Raw genomic sequence first — 14,117 nt, forward strand, 5'->3', positions numbered from 1 at the left:
CGGCCGGCTTGGCGATCGTGCGGTGCGCGGTACAATGCCCGAATGATTGAAACCGACAAACTCGCCGCTGAACGCATCATCGCCGCCACGCCCGTGTCGCCGAATGAAGAGGCGTTCGAGCGCGCGCTGCGCCCGAAGCAGCTTGACGAGTACGTCGGGCAGGAGAAGATTCGCGGGCAGCTCGAAATCTTCATCGAAGCGGCCCGGCGCCGCTCCGAATCGCTCGATCACGTGCTGCTGTTCGGTCCCCCGGGACTCGGCAAAACCACGCTCGCGCACATCATCGCGCGCGAGATGGGCGTGAACCTGCGGCAGACATCGGGACCGGTGCTCGAACGCGCAGGCGACCTCGCCGCACTGCTGACCAATCTCGAAGCCAACGACGTACTGTTCATCGACGAAATCCACCGGCTGTCGCCGGTCGTCGAGGAAATCCTGTACCCCGCGCTCGAGGACTACCAGATCGACATCATGATCGGCGAAGGTCCAGCCGCGCGCAGCGTGAAACTGGACCTGCAGCCGTTCACGCTGGTCGGCGCAACCACGCGCGCCGGCATGCTGACGAATCCGCTGCGCGACCGTTTCGGTATCGTCGCGCGGCTGGAGTTCTACAACGCGGAGGAACTGGCGCGTATCGTCACCCGTTCGGCGTCGCTGCTCAAGGCGCAAATCCATCCGGACGGCGCCTTTGAAATCGCGAAGCGCGCGCGCGGCACGCCGCGTATCGCGAACCGCCTGCTGCGCCGCGTGCGCGATTTCGCCGAAGTGAAAGCCGACGGCAACATCACGGCGAAAGTCGCCGACGCAGCGCTCGCGATGCTCGACGTCGATGCGGTCGGCTTCGACCTGATGGACCGCAAGCTGCTCGAAGCGATCCTGCACAAGTTCGACGGCGGCCCGGTCGGCGTCGACAATCTGGCCGCGGCGATCGGTGAAGAACGCGACACGATCGAAGACGTGCTCGAGCCGTACCTGATCCAGCAGGGCTTTTTGCAACGCACGCCACGCGGCCGCGTCGCCACGCAGCTGACGTACCGGCACTTCGGCCTCGCCGCGCCGGATGCGTCGACGCCGCTGCCCGGCCTCTGGGAATCCGGCGAATCCTGAGCCGGCCACGGACCGCGAGGAGCCCACAGCGATGTCCGACCGCACCACCCGCACCGCCCGGCACGACAATCGTTTCAGCCTCGGCACCCTGCTCGCGCAGCGCGTGCGCGCATCGCTGGTCGACAGCGTCACGCATCTCACCGTCGGCAGCGGTCCGGTACTCGATCTTTCGTCGCCGCCCGGCGACCCTGGCCTGTTCGGTCCCGATGCGGTGTGCTGGCAGGTGCACGGCGATTTCACGTCGATGATGGTGGGCGGCATCAGCGCGCTGCTACTGCAGGCGCTGCACCCGCTTGCGCTCGCCGGCGTCTGGGATCACTCGACCTTCCGTACCGATATCCTCGGCCGCCTGCGCCGCACCGCGACGTTCATCACCGGGACGACGTACGGTAACCGTCGCGACGCGCTCGCGCTGATCGAACGGGTCAAGACGATTCACCTCGGCGTGACCGGCACCGCACCCGACGGTCGCGCATATCGCGCAAGCGATCCGGCACTGCTCACGTGGGTGCATGTCGCCGAGGTATCGAGTTTCCTCGCCGCTCATCTGCGCTATATGAATCCGGCGCTATCGGTACAGGCGCAGGATCAGTATTTCGCGGAGACCGCACGCATCGCCGAACTGCTCGGTGCAGTCGACGTGCCGCACTCGCGTGCGGCGATCGAAGCGTATCTGCTGAAGATGCAGCCGGAACTCGAAGTCGGGCCGCGTACGCAGGAAGTCGTGCGGATTCTGATGAACGCTCGCGCGCCGAGCGCCGCGATGCGACCGGCCGGCGCGCTGATGCTCAACGCCGGTGTTGACCTGTTGCCCGACTGGGCACAGCGGATGTTCGGTTTCGACCGGCTCGCCGGTGTGCGACGTGCGCTCGCGCGGCCCGGTGTGAAGCTCGTTGCACCGATGATGCGCTGGGCGCTCGTCAACAGCGCAGCGAAGCGGGCACGCAGGCGCTCTGCCGCGACGAAGGCCTAGCGCCTGGATTCCGGGATACGCGTGGGCGTCTTGCGCAGATTGTCGTCGTCGCTTGCGCCGTCCAGATGCGCGACGTCGCCCCACGACAGCACCGTCGCACGATCCTTTTCCATATCGACGATATTGACGCTCGTGTTCAGCAGCGGGTAGTCGCGCGGCACATCGAGCGACCGCCCGCGCGCGAACCGATACACACAGTCCAGCACACCACCATGCGCGACACAGGCGATCCGTCCGCCCGGATGCGCCGCGACGATCGGTTCGAGCGCATGCAGCACGCGCTGATAGAACGCGCGCTGCGATTCGCCGTCGGGCGGCGCGAAGCCGGGGTCACGGGTCTGCCACTGTGCGTATTCGTCAGGAAAACGGGCCGCGATTTCATTGCTGTCGTGGCCCTGGAACGCGCCGTACAAACGCTCGCGCAGCCCGTCGCTCAACTGCAGCGACAGACCCAGTGCAGTCGCAATCGGCTGCGCTGTTTGCTGCGCGCGTTGCAGATCGCTCGAATAGATTGCATCGAGACGGGCGCCTTCGCGCACCTCATGGGCGAGCCGTTGAGCGAGACGCTGCGCCTGCTCGACACCGCTCGCAGCCAGCGGAATATCAATGTGGCCCTGGATGCGCTTGATGCGATTCCATTCGGTTTCGCCGTGCCGGATGAAGAGAATCTGTGTGGACATGAGCGGCGCTTCGTCAGGCATGCGTTTGCAGCCAGAACGTGACCGGGCCGTCGTTGACGAGCGACACCTGCATGTCCGCGCCGAATTCGCCGGTCTCGACGATGGGGTGTTTGGTCCACGCGGCCGCGACGAAGTAGTCGAACAATCGACGCCCTTCGTCGGGCGCGGCGGCCGGCGTGAAGCTCGGGCGCAGGCCGCTGTTCGTGTCGGCGGCCAGCGTGAATTGCGAGACCAGCAGCAGGCCGCCAGCCGTCCCCGCGCCGTCGATTTTCTGCACCGGCAGGTTCATCTTGCCGGCAGCGTCGCTGAACACGCGGTAGCCGAGCAGTTTCGCGAGCAGCCGGTCGGCAGCCGCGTCGGTATCGCCGCGCTCCGCGCAGACCAGTGCAAGCAAACCCGCACCGATCGCGCCCGTCACGCGATCGCCGACGCGCACTTCCGCACGCGTGACCCGCTGGATCAACGCAATCATGCCGACAGCGTCACGCGCGCAAAGCGCCGCTTGCCGACCTGCACGACGTACTCGCCGGCTTCGACCTTCAACGCCTTGTCGGACACCGTCGTACCGTCGATCTTCACGCCGCCCTGCTCGACGTTGCGCAACGCGTCGCTTGTCGACGGAGCGAGACCGGCCTGCTTCAGCAGCGCACCGATCGCGAGCGGTGCGCCGGCCAGCGTCACCGAAGGAATATCGTCGGGCACACCGCCCTTCGCACGATGATTGAAGTCTTCAAGCGCGCGCTCGGCATCGGCCTGCGAGTGGAACCGCGCGACGATCTCCTGCGCGAGCAGCACCTTGAAATCGCGCGGATTGCGACCCGCTTCGATCTCTTTCTTGAAGCCGGCGATCTCGTCCATCGGACGGAACGACAGCAGCTCGAAGTAACGCCACATCAGCACGTCGGAGATGCTCATCAGCTTGCCGAACATGTCGTTCGGCTTTTCGCTGATACCGATGTAGTTGTGCTTCGACTTCGACATCTTCTCGACGCCGTCGAGCCCTTCGAGCAGCGGCATCGTCAGGATGCACTGCTGCTCCTGGCCGTACTGCTTCTGCAGTTCGCGACCCACCAGCAGGTTGAACTTCTGGTCGGTGCCGCCGAGTTCGAGATCGGCGTTCAGCGCCACCGAGTCGTAGCCCTGCATCAGCGGGTAGAGAAGTTCGTGAATCGAGATCGGCATGCCGCCCTGGTAACGCTTCGTGAAATCCTCGCGCTCCAGGATACGCGCGACCGTGTAGCGCGACGCGAGCTTGATCATCCCGTCGGCGCCGAGCGGCATCGACCACTCGCTGTTGTAGCGGATCTCCGTCTTCTCGCGGTCGAGCACGAGCGCGGCCTGCTCGAAATAGGTCTTCGCGTTCGATTCGATCTGCTCGCGCGTGAGCGGCGGACGCGTCGCGTTGCGGCCCGACGGATCGCCGATCAGCGACGTGAAATCGCCGATCAGGAAAATCACCGTGTGGCCGAGATCCTGCAGCTGACGCATCTTGTTCAGCACGATGGTATGGCCGATGTGGATGTCGGGCGCGGTCGGATCGAGACCGAGCTTGATGCGCAACGGCTTGGCCGTAGCCGCGCTCCGCGCGAGCTTCTGCGCGAACTCGTCTTCGATCAACAGTTCGTCGACGCGGGACTTCGTGATGGCGAGCGCGTGGCGGACTTCATCAGTGATCGGAAACGCGGGGGTGGGCGTAGAGGTGGGCTCGATGCTCATGCTGGAAACGGAAGGTCGCAAAAGCAGAGATTGTCCCATAGATAGTGCGCGCCACGCCCCGAAGCGGCGGAACGCGAATCGCGCCCTCGTTTGCGCGGATAATCTGCTACAACTACAACGGTTGGACGACCACTGACAGGAGCGAAAACGTGGCGCAAGACACGGCGAACGGCGTGTATTTCGGGCTGATGTCGGGCACGAGCATGGACGGTGTGGACGGCATCGCCGTCGAATTCACGAAGGGCAAGCCGCCGGTCGTCAAGGCCGAGGCGTTCGTGAGCTTTTCGGCCGGCCTGCGCGATGCACTGTTCGAACTGCAGCAGCCAGGCGACAACGAGATCGAGCGTGAATCGCTCGCGGCGAACGCGCTTGCGGCGCGCTACACCGTCTGCTGCCATGAACTGCTGCGCGGCGGCAGTCTGTCCGCCACCGACGTGCGGGCGATCGGCGTGCATGGACAAACGGTGCGGCATCGTCCGGAAAAGGGCTACACGCGGCAGATCAACAACCCGGCGCTGCTCGCCGAAATGACGCACATCGACGTGATCGCCGATTTCCGCAGCCGCGACGTCGCGGCCGGCGGCCAGGGCGCGCCGCTCGTCCCCGCCTTCCACGCGACGATCTTCGGCGCGCCCGGCGAAACCCGGGTGGTCTGCAATCTCGGCGGCATCAGCAACATCACCGTGCTTGGCGCGTCCGGCAATGTCCGAGGCTTCGACTGCGGCCCCGCGAACGCGCTCCTCGACGAATGGGCGCAACGGCATCTGGGCAAACCGTTCGACGAGAATGGGCATTTCGCTGCGAGCGGCCAGGTGGATCGTCCGCTGCTGCATGCGCTGCTGGACGAACCGTTTTTCTCCGAGAAGCCCCCCAAGAGCACGGGCCGCGATCTCTTCAATCCCACGTGGCTCGATGCAAAGCTGCAGCCGTTCGCCGCGCTCGCACCTGCCGATGTGCAGGCGACGCTCGCGGCGCTCACTGCGGTGACGGTGGCGCGCGAAATCGAACGCCATGCGCCCGACAGCCGGGCCGTCTATGTCTGCGGCGGAGGTGCGCGCAATCCGGAACTGCTGAGGGCGTTGCAGGAAGCGCTGGAGGCGAGCGGCGTCAGCGGCGTGCCGGTTCTGACCACCGACGCGCTGGGTGTGCCGCCGCATCAGGTCGAGCCGCTGGCGTTCGCGTGGCTCGCGATGCGCTGTGTCGCGCGTGAGCCGGGCAATCTGCCGGCCGTTACCGGTGCGGCCGGCGAGCGGGTGCTTGGCGCGATTTATCCGCGGTAACGCTGGTCACGACCGGCGTACCTCGGCCCACGAACGAAGTCGGCGATGCGAATAAAAAACGGAGCCGAAGCTCCGTTTTCTACTTACTAATGCGTCCGCTCAGACCGAGAACGACGAGCCGCAACCGCAGGTGGTCGTGGCGTTCGGATTCTTGATCACGAACTGCGCGCCGTTGATGTCGTCCTTGTAGTCGATCTCGGCGCCGACCAGATACTGGTAGCTCATCGAGTCGATCAGCAACTGGACGCCGCTCTTGTCCATCACGGTGTCGTCTTCGTTGACCGTTTCGTCGAAGGTGAAACCATACTGGAAGCCCGAGCAGCCGCCGCCCTGCACGAACACGCGCAGCTTCAGCTCCGGATTGCCTTCCTCGTCGATCAGTTGTTTGACCTTGTCAGCCGCTGCTTCGGTGAAGACGAAGGGACCCGGCATTTCGGCCACGGCGGTGTCGGTGACTGCGTTCATACGAACTCTCCAAAAAAGCTTCTAACCGCTATTGTAGGGCTGATCCGGATATCGTGCCGATGCCCATGAAATCAACAGGTTCTTCGCGAAAAAGCCACCTGCGGGCATTACGCGGCCTACCCTGCAAAACCCTTTCGCGGAAGTAAAAAAGCCGTCTGCGCGGACGCAGACGGCTTTTTGCAGCGGCCCCGGCCCGGAGGCGGAACCGGCAGCCCAAAGCGGATTAACGCTTCGAGAACTGCTTCCTGCGGCGTGCCTTGTGGAAGCCGACCTTCTTACGTTCGACTTCACGTGCATCGCGCGTCACGAAACCAGCCTTCGACAGTTCCGGCTTCAGCGTCGCGTCGTAGTCCATCAGCGCACGGGTGATGCCGTGGCGAACCGCACCGGCCTGCCCCGTTTCACCGCCGCCCGTCACGTTCACCTTGATGTCGAACGTGCCGGTATGGTTCGTGAGTTCCAGCGGCTGACGCACGATCATCAGCGACGTTTCGCGCGAGAAGTAGTCGGCGATGGGCTTGCCGTTCACCACGATGTCGCCCTTGCCTGCCTTGATGAACACACGAGCAACAGCGCTCTTGCGGCGGCCCGTACCGTAATTCCAGTTACCAATCATCTGGGCTCCCCTTAGATCTCGAGCGCTTTCGGCTGTTGCGCCGAATGCGGGTGCGTTGCTTCGGCGTAGACCTTCAGCTTCTTGATCATCGCGTAGCCGAGCGGGCCTTTCGGCAGCATGCCTTTGACCGCTTTCTCGAGCGCGCGGCCCGGGAAGCGTTCCTGCATCTTGCCGAACGTCGTTTCATAGATACCGCCCGGGTAACCCGAGTGGCGATAGTACTTCTTGTCCGTGGTCTTGTTACCCGTGACCTTGAGCTTGCCGGCGTTGATGACGATGATGAAATCACCGGTGTCGACGTGCGGGGTGAACTCGGGCTTGTGCTTGCCGCGCAGACGGCGTGCCACTTCGCTGGCGACACGTCCGAGAATCTTGTCCGTCGCGTCAATCACGTACCATTCACGCGTCACCTCATGGGCTTTTGCGGAAAACGTCTTCATGATCGATCCAAAATAAAAATGCTGTGCCCTGTGTTTTTTCCTGCTTAGGTGTATCGCGCATCGTGGCGCTGTGCAGGCTCTCCCCGTTCTTCTCCCGCGGGCATATGCGGAAAAGCCCTGAATTATAAAGGAAATCCTGCGGCCGAGTCAAAAGCTGGAGGCCGGCGACAGTGAGGGCGAAAAAAAACCCGAACGAGCGGTTCGGGTTTAATCCACCAAAGGAGGAGGTGGAGGAGACATGCGGAGGTTGCCCAACATCGACAACCAATGGACCGCATTATATGAGTCGACCTTGTGCGACGCAAGAACAACTACATTACGAAATGTGATTTCATAATTTGGGAAATGCCTGGCCCGGAGGAGAAATCCGAAAACCCTTTAAAAACAGGCCACGCAGCCGATCCGGCGCTTTTTAAATATTCGCCTCATAGAGGAAACCTCCTAAAACCCCTACGGGCAATCCCGGAACGCCCGGCCATGCGGCGATGCAACAAGCAAGGCCCCGTCTAGCGAATATGCCCGCCGCATCACCCTCGGGCAGACCCGTAAGCGGCGGGCTACAATGCCGTCTCAAATTTAAGCGCACGCTGGAGTACAGGCATGGAATGCAAAGTAAGCTGGATGGGGCCGGACGGTATGGCGTTCGCCGCGGAAACGGGCAGCGGCCATCTGGTAACCATGGACGGCGCGCCAGAAGGCGGTGGCCGTAACCTCGCGCCGCGCCCGATGGAAATGGTCCTGCTCGGCACCGGCGGCTGCACCGCCTACGACGTCGTGATGATCTTGAAGAAGAGTCGCCAGGAAATCGCCGGCTGCTCGGTAACGCTCAAAGCCGAACGCGCCAGCGAAGACCCGAAAGTGTTCACCAAGGTGCACTTCCACTTCACGGTGACCGGCAAGAATCTGAATCCGGCGACCGTCGAGCGCGCGATCAACCTGTCGCACGACAAGTACTGCTCCGCGTCGATCATGATCGCGAAGACCGCCGAACTGACTCACTCGTTCGAGATCGTCGCGGGCTGAACGTGAGCGCAGTGGCGTAGTAGCGTCGCGGCCGAAAGAAGGCTCAAAAGAAAAATGCCGGCGTCCTCCACGGACGCCGGCATTTTTTGTTCAGCGGCAAAGCGGGCCGATAAGCCGGATTCTGTGCGCGCCCGGCCCGAAGGCACGAACGCGTGGCAGTCATTCCTCTAGGCGCGCCATTACTGACGCGCTCGAGCTTCCTACCCGCAGACGAGACGGGGGCACCGTCCTGCATCTCGAAGATGCGCGCCTGCCTACTTGGAATTGCTCCGGGTGGAGGTTACCGTGCCGGACTGCGTCGCCGCAGCCGCGGTGCGCTCTTACCGCACCGTTTCACCCTTACCTGATCCCGGCTTGCGCCGGGCCATCGGCGGTTTGCTTTCTGTTGCCCTGTTCCGCGTGTCACCACGGATGGCCGTTAGCCATCACCCTGCCCATTGGAGTCCGGACTTTCCTCGCCCTTCCCGGCCGAAGCCGGCAAGGCCGCGACTGCCTGGCCCACTTTGCTGGCCGCGATTTTAGCATCGCCGGGTCGCTCCCGCCGGCCCCGGCGAAATACCGACGCGTCGTCGTAGAACGATGGACTGCAATTGGCCGGCCACCAGCCCGGAATGCCGAGCACCGGCAACGGGGCAAACGCGCGGCTGCCCGACAACTCGCCAGCCGACAGCGCTTCACTGACCGCACGATCCAGCCACGCATCGCGCGCCTCATCCGGCCACGCGAAATATTCGGTCGGCACGTCGACGATCCACGCATGCGCGGTGCACGCGTTGAACGGCGTCAACAGCTTTTCGAGCAGCGCGTGCCCGAAGCAGCGCACCTCGCAGCGTACTGCCCATGCATCGCGCGACGTCACGAACAAGGTCCGCCAGTCGAAGCCGCGCAACGCGGCGCTGAGCGCCGGGTCGGCGCTCGCGAACAGCACGGCGTTTTCGTCGAAGTGCGTCAGCGCGTCGCGTACGCCGCCGCGCATCGACGCGCTCCCGTTTTCAGGCGATTCGAGTGCAGCGACGCCCAGCGCATTCAGCGTCAGCTTGAGCCGTGGAAACTGGAACCACGACAGCCCGTTGAAGAAATCGTGCAGGTTGTGCCGCGTCGGTACGCAACCGGTCCGCGCGATGTGCCGGCCGTACGAACTGTCTATAGGAAGCATGTTCTGCGGAACGAACGCGAGCCGGCAACTGCTCGCGGTGACGTACCGCGCCTTGTCGGCATCGGCGTTCATCGCGTCGAGCAACGCGGCTTCGCCGACGAGCGCAGCCTGCTGCCAGCGCCTCCCGCGTGCGGCCCACGGCGCGAACCACGGCGCCATCCAGTCGATCGCGGCGAAATCCGGTTTGCGCGGACCCGACTGCACGGCCGTCTCCAACGCCGTCAGACCAGACGCCAGCCCATCGGCTCGCCGCCGCGCAGCGGCACGACCGGCGTTTCGCCGACCGTGATCTCCGCCGGCAACGTCCACTCTTCGCGCCGCAGCGTGACCCGTTCGGCGCTCCGCGGCAGGCCGTAGAAGTCCGCACCGAAGAAGCTCGCAAACCCCTCGAGACGATCGAGCGCGCCGGCGTTGTCGAACGCTTCCGCGTAGAGCTCGAGCGCATGCAGCGCGGTGTAGCAACCGGCGCAGCCGCACGCGTGCTCCTTGAGTCCCTTCGCATGCGGCGCACTGTCGGTGCCGAGGAAGAAGCGCGGATTACCCGACGTCGCCGCCTGCACCAGCGCCACGCGATGCGTCTCGCGCTTGAGCACCGGCAGACAGTAGTAATGCGGACGGATGCCGCCGAGGAAAATCGCGTTGCGGTTGTACAGCAGATGGTGCGCGGTGATCGTCGCGCCGAGCAGCCCGGGCGCCGCGTTCTCGCCGACGATATAGTCGACCGCATCCTTCGTCGTGATGTGTTCGAACACGACCTTGAGCGCCGGAAAATCACGGCGCAGCGGCATCATCACGCGATCGATGAACACCTTCTCGCGATCGAACAGATCGATCGACGCATCTGTCACCTCGCCGTGCACGAGCAGCGGCATACCGGTTTCCTGCATCGCCTCGAGCGCCTTCGCGCATTTCGCGATGCTCGTCACGCCTGCGTCCGAATTGGTCGTCGCGCCGGCCGGGTACAGCTTCACGCCATGCACGAGGCCGCTGTCGCGCGCGCGGCGGATCTCGTCGGCAGGCGTGTTGTCGGTCAGGTAGAGCGTCATCAGCGGCTCGAACGTCACGCCGGCCGGAATCGCGGCGACGATCCGCTCGCGATACGCACGTGCCTGCGCTGTAGTCGTGACCGGCGGCTTCAGGTTCGGCATGATGATCGCGCGGCCGAACTGCCTTGCCGTATGCGGCAAGACGGCCGCGAGCATCGCGCCGTCCCGCACGTGCAGGTGCCAGTCATCGGGACGGGCAAGCGTCAGGGAATCGATAGAAACGGTGGAAGCAGTCATGGCGGGAAAAGTGGCGTTCACCGGACGGCCGCGCGAAGTGGATAAACCGCAACATGGCGACATGGATCCCCGCCGATTTTGCTGTTTGCCGCGCCTGGCTCGGTGATATGCTTGGAAAATCATCATTGTAACGGGTCGCTCCGTTCACCTGCTCCGCCTCAGCACCATGTGCCAACTCCTCGGAATGAACTGCGCCGCGCCGACGGACGTCACGTTCTCCTTCACCGGCTTTGCGGCGCGCGGCGGCGTAACCGATCACCACGCCGACGGCTGGGGGATCGCGTTCTTCGAGGACAAGGCCTGCCGGCTGTTCATCGATCATCAATCGTCGGCCACGTCGCCGCTCGCCGAGATGGTCAAGCGCTACCCGATCAAATCCCGCAACACGATCGCGCACATCCGCAAGGCCACGCAAGGGCACATCCTGCTCGAAAACTGCCACCCGTTCATGCGTGAACTGTGGGGGCGTCACTGGATCTTCGCGCACAACGGCGATCTGCAGAACTACAGCCCGTTTCTCACCGGCGTCTATCAGCCGGTCGGCACGACCGACAGCGAACTCGCGTTCTGCGCGCTGCTGCAAGGGCTGCGCAAACAGTTTCCCGGCACCCAGCCGCCGCTCGACGAACTCTTCGCCACGCTCGAGGCGCTGACCCGCGAGATCACCCATTTCGGTGTGTTCAATTTCCTCATGTCGAACGGTCAGGCGCTGTTCGCGCACTGCTCGACACACCTGCACTACCTCGTGCGCCGCTGGCCGTTTTCCACCGCGCACCTCGTCGACGCGGACGTGTCGATCGATTTCGCGAAGTACACGACACCGGAAGACCGCGTCGCGGTCATCGCCACGCAGCCGCTCACCGACGACGAAGTGTGGACCGCGTTCCAGCCCGGCGATCTGCTGATGTTCCAGCATGGCGAGGTGATCGGCCGCGCCAATGTGCCGGTGCCGCCGGCGGTGCTCGAAAAAGCGCGTAATCCCGCATGCGACGTGTCGGCATCCGCGACGATGGTCCGCGAACCGGCCACGCTCGACCTCGAAGCCGACGACGCCGCCGCATTCGAATCCTGATCCACGCGCGGTGACTCGCCGCGACGTCCCGCGAAAGCAAAAAACAAAAGCCGCTTCCCTCACGGAAAGCGGCTTTTTTCTCACCGGCCGGCCGCATGCCGACGCACGCAGCCGAAACCGCGATATAGCGATAACGCGGCTAGTGCAGAATCTTCGCGAGAAAATCCTTCGCGCGATCCGACTTCGGGTTCGCGAAGAATTCTTCCTTGCGGTCGTCCTCGACGATCAAGCCCTGGTCCATGAAGATCACGCGATGCGCGACCTTGCGGGCAAAGCCCATTTCGTGCGTCACGCACATCATCGTCATGCCTTCCTGCGCGAGTTCGACCATCACGTCGAGCACTTCATTGATCATTTCGGGATCGAGCGCGGACGTGGGTTCGTCGAACAGCATCGCGATCGGGTCCATCGACAGCGCCCGCGCAATCGCCACACGCTGCTGCTGACCGCCCGACAGTTGCCCCGGGTACTTGTCCGCATGCGCGCGCAGGCCCACGCGATCGAGCAGCTTCAGCCCCTTCGCCGCCGCTTCGTCCTTCGACCGGCCGAGCACCTTGATCTGCGCAAGCGTCAGGTTCTCGGTGATCGACAGGTGCGGGAACAGCTCGAAGTGCTGGAACACCATGCCGACTTTCGCGCGCAGCTTCGACAGGTTCGTCTTTTTGTCGCCGAGCGATTTGCCGTCGATCGTGATCTCGCCCTGCTGGAACGGCTCGAGTCCGTTCACGGTCTTGATCAGCGTCGACTTGCCCGAACCCGACGGTCCGCACACGACGACCACCTCACCTTTTTTGACTTCCGTCGTGCAGTCGGTCAGCACCTGGAACTGACCGTACCACTTCGAAACGTTCTTGATAGAAATCATCTTGCGACCTTTTTCTGAAGACCTTTGACAAGGCTCGATGCGATCACGCAAACCACGAAATAACACGCGCCCGCGAACAGTATCATCTCGACGTTGGTACCGTCACGGTCGCCAATATTCGTGGCCGTGCGGAAGAAATCGGCGAGGCCGATCACATAGACGAGCGACGTATCCTGGAAGAGCACGATGGCCTGGGTGAGCAGCAGCGGCACCATCGCGCGAAACGCCTGCGGCAGCACGACGAGGCGCATCGCCTGCGCGTAGCTCATGCCGAGCGCGAACGACGCGTTGATCTGCCCGCGCGGCACCGCCTGGATGCCCGCGCGGATGATCTCCGAGTAGTACGCCGCTTCGAACAGCGAGAACGCGACCATCGCCGACGCGAGCCGGATGTCGATGTCCGGCGATAGTCCGAGCACGTTCTGCAGCACCTGCGGCACGATCAGGAAGAACCACAGCAGGACCATCACGAGGGGGATCGAGCGGAATACCGTGACGTAGGCTTTCGCGAACCACTCGAACGGCTTGAACGACGACAGCCGCATGATCGCGAGGACGGTGCCCCAGACGATGCCGATGATAATCGCGAGCACCGTGATCTCAGCCGTGATGATCGCGCCGGTCCACAGCGTAGGCAGCGCGCCCGGAATACCGCTCCAGTCGAAATGATGCATCACTTACCTCCGATATAGCCGGGCAGGCGGCTCTTGCGTTCGACCCAGCGCATCAACTGCATCACGATGAGATTGATGATCACGTACGCGAGCGTCACCGAAATAAACGACTCGTAGGTTTGCGCGGTGTAGTCGACCAGCTGGCGTGCCTGCGCCGACAGATCGAGCAGACCGATCGTCGAGGCGACCGCCGAATTCTTGAAGATGTTCAGGAACTCCGACGTGAGCGGCGGCACGATGATCCGGTAGGCGACCGGCAGCAGCACGTAGCGGTACGTCTGCCACTGCGTGAAGCCCATCGCGAGGCCGGCTGCCCGCTGGCCGCGCGGCAGCGCATTGATGCCCGAGCGCACCTGCTCGCACACCCGCGCGGCGGTGAAGAGGCCGAGACAGATGATCGACGACGAGAAGAACTGCGCGGTCGGCGGCAGCTGCTTGAACCACGTGCCGATCGAAACGGGCAGCAGTTCCGGTATCACCAGATACCAGATGAAGAACTGCACGATCAGCGGAATATTGCGGAAAATCGCGACGTAGACGGTACCGATGCCCGCGAGCCATTTGTTCGGCACGGTGCGCAGCACGCCGAAGAACGACCCGACAATCAGCGCGATCACCCATGCCGAAAGCGACACGGTAATCGTCACCCAGAAGCCGGACATCAGCCAGCCGAGATAGGTCGTCGGCTCGCCGGTCGAAACCGGACTCAGCAGAATGCCCCAGTTCCAGTGATATGACATGACAAGACTCCAGCAAAAAGAAACGGA

At 63.6% G+C, this 14,117-nt stretch carries 15 protein-coding genes, 1 other RNA gene and 1 pseudogene; 5 read left to right on the forward strand and 12 right to left on the reverse strand.

From position 1 onward, the window contains the following. Nucleotides 1–42 precede the first annotated feature (42 nt). Together ruvB and ACREXZ_RS16405 are read left to right on the forward strand one after the other, a co-directional pair. On the forward strand, nucleotides 43–1,107 hold the full coding sequence (ruvB, locus tag ACREXZ_RS16400) for a Holliday junction branch migration DNA helicase RuvB (RefSeq protein ID WP_431765151.1): 1,065 nt from the start codon (nucleotides 43–45) through the stop codon (nucleotides 1,105–1,107). A 31-nt stretch (nucleotides 1,108–1,138) separates the two neighbouring features. Beyond that, nucleotides 1,139–2,080 carry an oxygenase MpaB family protein gene (locus ACREXZ_RS16405; protein ID WP_431765152.1) on the forward strand — a complete coding sequence of 314 codons (942 nt, stop codon included), beginning with the start codon at nucleotides 1,139–1,141 and terminating at the stop codon, nucleotides 2,078–2,080. Here the strand turns inward: ACREXZ_RS16405 and ACREXZ_RS16410 are convergent. Genes ACREXZ_RS16410 through tyrS form a run of 3 tightly spaced genes read right to left on the reverse strand, consistent with a single transcriptional unit; the run spans nucleotide 2,077 to nucleotide 4,476 of the window. After that, complete coding sequence (locus ACREXZ_RS16410; protein ID WP_431765153.1) at nucleotides 2,077–2,760, reverse strand: histidine phosphatase family protein; 684 nt, start codon at nucleotides 2,758–2,760, stop codon at nucleotides 2,077–2,079. The genes ACREXZ_RS16405 and ACREXZ_RS16410 overlap by 4 nt on opposite strands. Nucleotides 2,761–2,773: 13 nt before the next feature. Continuing rightward, the gene (gene dtd / locus ACREXZ_RS16415) at nucleotides 2,774–3,232 is read right to left on the reverse strand and encodes a D-aminoacyl-tRNA deacylase (protein WP_431765154.1); all 459 of its coding nucleotides are present in this window, start codon (nucleotides 3,230–3,232) and stop codon (nucleotides 2,774–2,776) included. Beyond that, nucleotides 3,229–4,476: a tyrosine--tRNA ligase gene (tyrS, locus tag ACREXZ_RS16420; RefSeq protein WP_431765155.1), complete on the reverse strand. Its 1,248-nt coding sequence runs from the start codon at nucleotides 4,474–4,476 to the stop codon at nucleotides 3,229–3,231. The genes dtd and tyrS overlap by 4 nt, the downstream gene beginning before the upstream one ends. 149 nt (nucleotides 4,477–4,625) lie before the next feature. On the opposite strand from tyrS, the gene ACREXZ_RS16425 reads away from it, so the two are divergent. Beyond that, nucleotides 4,626–5,756 (forward strand): anhydro-N-acetylmuramic acid kinase, encoded by a 1,131-nt coding sequence (locus tag ACREXZ_RS16425; protein ID WP_431765156.1) that lies wholly within the window; start codon nucleotides 4,626–4,628, stop codon nucleotides 5,754–5,756. Nucleotides 5,757–5,855: 99 nt separating this feature from the next. On the opposite strand, the gene erpA is transcribed toward ACREXZ_RS16425, so the two are convergent. The 3 genes from erpA to rplM form a co-directional block, all read right to left on the reverse strand. After that, a complete protein-coding gene (gene erpA / locus ACREXZ_RS16430) occupies nucleotides 5,856–6,221 on the reverse strand; it encodes an iron-sulfur cluster insertion protein ErpA (protein WP_133650158.1) in 366 nt (121 codons plus the stop codon). 223 nt (nucleotides 6,222–6,444) lie between these two features. Continuing rightward, complete coding sequence (gene rpsI, locus ACREXZ_RS16435) at nucleotides 6,445–6,837, reverse strand: 30S ribosomal protein S9 (protein WP_091009916.1); 393 nt, start codon at nucleotides 6,835–6,837, stop codon at nucleotides 6,445–6,447. A gap of 11 nt (nucleotides 6,838–6,848) precedes the next feature. After that, nucleotides 6,849–7,277: a 50S ribosomal protein L13 gene (gene rplM, locus ACREXZ_RS16440; RefSeq protein ID WP_096721115.1), complete on the reverse strand. Its 429-nt coding sequence runs from the start codon at nucleotides 7,275–7,277 to the stop codon at nucleotides 6,849–6,851. 600 nt (nucleotides 7,278–7,877) lie between these two features. On the opposite strand from rplM, the gene ACREXZ_RS16445 reads away from it, so the two are divergent. Further along, nucleotides 7,878–8,300, forward strand: a complete 423-nt coding sequence (locus tag ACREXZ_RS16445) for an OsmC family protein (RefSeq protein ID WP_431765157.1) — start codon at nucleotides 7,878–7,880, stop codon at nucleotides 8,298–8,300. Nucleotides 8,301–8,394: 94 nt separating this feature from the next. Here the strand turns inward: ACREXZ_RS16445 and rnpB are convergent. From rnpB to pyrC, 3 genes and pseudogenes are all read right to left on the reverse strand, one after another. Continuing rightward, nucleotides 8,395–8,805, reverse strand: an RNA gene (gene rnpB / locus ACREXZ_RS16450) — RNase P RNA component class A. 96 nt (nucleotides 8,806–8,901) lie between these two features. Further along, nucleotides 8,902–9,615: pseudogene (locus tag ACREXZ_RS16455) on the reverse strand (DUF3025 domain-containing protein); the annotation flags it as partial. A gap of 62 nt (nucleotides 9,616–9,677) precedes the next feature. Then, nucleotides 9,678–10,739 carry a dihydroorotase gene (gene pyrC, locus ACREXZ_RS16460; RefSeq protein ID WP_431765158.1) on the reverse strand — a complete coding sequence of 354 codons (1,062 nt, stop codon included), beginning with the start codon at nucleotides 10,737–10,739 and terminating at the stop codon, nucleotides 9,678–9,680. 166 nt (nucleotides 10,740–10,905) lie between these two features. Between pyrC and ACREXZ_RS16465 the strand changes: the two genes are divergently transcribed. Further along, a complete protein-coding gene (locus ACREXZ_RS16465) occupies nucleotides 10,906–11,811 on the forward strand; it encodes a class II glutamine amidotransferase (protein ID WP_431765159.1) in 906 nt (301 codons plus the stop codon). A gap of 139 nt (nucleotides 11,812–11,950) precedes the next feature. Here the strand turns inward: ACREXZ_RS16465 and ACREXZ_RS16470 are convergent, their stop codons facing one another. The 3 genes from ACREXZ_RS16470 to ACREXZ_RS16480 are packed head-to-tail and all read right to left on the reverse strand — an operon-like array spanning nucleotide 11,951 to nucleotide 14,090. Further along, nucleotides 11,951–12,676, reverse strand: a complete 726-nt coding sequence (locus ACREXZ_RS16470) for an amino acid ABC transporter ATP-binding protein (protein ID WP_431765160.1) — start codon at nucleotides 12,674–12,676, stop codon at nucleotides 11,951–11,953. Beyond that, on the reverse strand, nucleotides 12,673–13,350 hold the full coding sequence (gene gltK, locus ACREXZ_RS16475; RefSeq protein ID WP_431765161.1) for a glutamate/aspartate ABC transporter permease GltK: 678 nt from the start codon (nucleotides 13,348–13,350) through the stop codon (nucleotides 12,673–12,675). Before gltK ends, ACREXZ_RS16470 begins: the two co-directional genes overlap by 4 nt. Beyond that, on the reverse strand, nucleotides 13,350–14,090 hold the full coding sequence (locus ACREXZ_RS16480) for an amino acid ABC transporter permease (protein WP_431765162.1): 741 nt from the start codon (nucleotides 14,088–14,090) through the stop codon (nucleotides 13,350–13,352). Before ACREXZ_RS16480 ends, gltK begins: the two co-directional genes overlap by 1 nt. Nucleotides 14,091–14,117: the final 27 nt, after the last annotated feature.

It is taken from the genome of Paraburkholderia sp., assembly GCF_050742655.1.
In the GTDB taxonomy this organism is placed as follows: Bacteria; Pseudomonadota; Gammaproteobacteria; order Burkholderiales; family Burkholderiaceae; genus Paraburkholderia.

Coding starts and splice junctions, on each gene's coding strand:
- ACREXZ_RS16470 (WP_431765160.1), bottom strand. CDS start 12,676: ATGATTTCTATCAAGAACGTTTCGAAGTGGTACGGTCAGTTCCAGGTG.
- rpsI (WP_091009916.1), bottom strand. CDS start 6,837: ATGATTGGTAACTGGAATTACGGTACGGGCCGCCGCAAGAGCGCTGTT.
- tyrS (WP_431765155.1), bottom strand. CDS start 4,476: ATGAGCATCGAGCCCACCTCTACGCCCACCCCCGCGTTTCCGATCACT.
- ACREXZ_RS16410 (WP_431765153.1), bottom strand. CDS start 2,760: ATGTCCACACAGATTCTCTTCATCCGGCACGGCGAAACCGAATGGAAT.
- ACREXZ_RS16445 (WP_431765157.1), top strand. CDS start 7,878: ATGGAATGCAAAGTAAGCTGGATGGGGCCGGACGGTATGGCGTTCGCC.
- ruvB (WP_431765151.1), top strand. CDS start 43: ATGATTGAAACCGACAAACTCGCCGCTGAACGCATCATCGCCGCCACG.
- ACREXZ_RS16405 (WP_431765152.1), top strand. CDS start 1,139: ATGTCCGACCGCACCACCCGCACCGCCCGGCACGACAATCGTTTCAGC.
- rplM (WP_096721115.1), bottom strand. CDS start 7,277: ATGAAGACGTTTTCCGCAAAAGCCCATGAGGTGACGCGTGAATGGTAC.
- ACREXZ_RS16480 (WP_431765162.1), bottom strand. CDS start 14,090: ATGTCATATCACTGGAACTGGGGCATTCTGCTGAGTCCGGTTTCGACC.
- pyrC (WP_431765158.1), bottom strand. CDS start 10,739: ATGACTGCTTCCACCGTTTCTATCGATTCCCTGACGCTTGCCCGTCCC.
- dtd (WP_431765154.1), bottom strand. CDS start 3,232: ATGATTGCGTTGATCCAGCGGGTCACGCGTGCGGAAGTGCGCGTCGGC.
- erpA (WP_133650158.1), bottom strand. CDS start 6,221: ATGAACGCAGTCACCGACACCGCCGTGGCCGAAATGCCGGGTCCCTTC.
- ACREXZ_RS16465 (WP_431765159.1), top strand. CDS start 10,906: ATGTGCCAACTCCTCGGAATGAACTGCGCCGCGCCGACGGACGTCACG.
- gltK (WP_431765161.1), bottom strand. CDS start 13,350: ATGCATCATTTCGACTGGAGCGGTATTCCGGGCGCGCTGCCTACGCTG.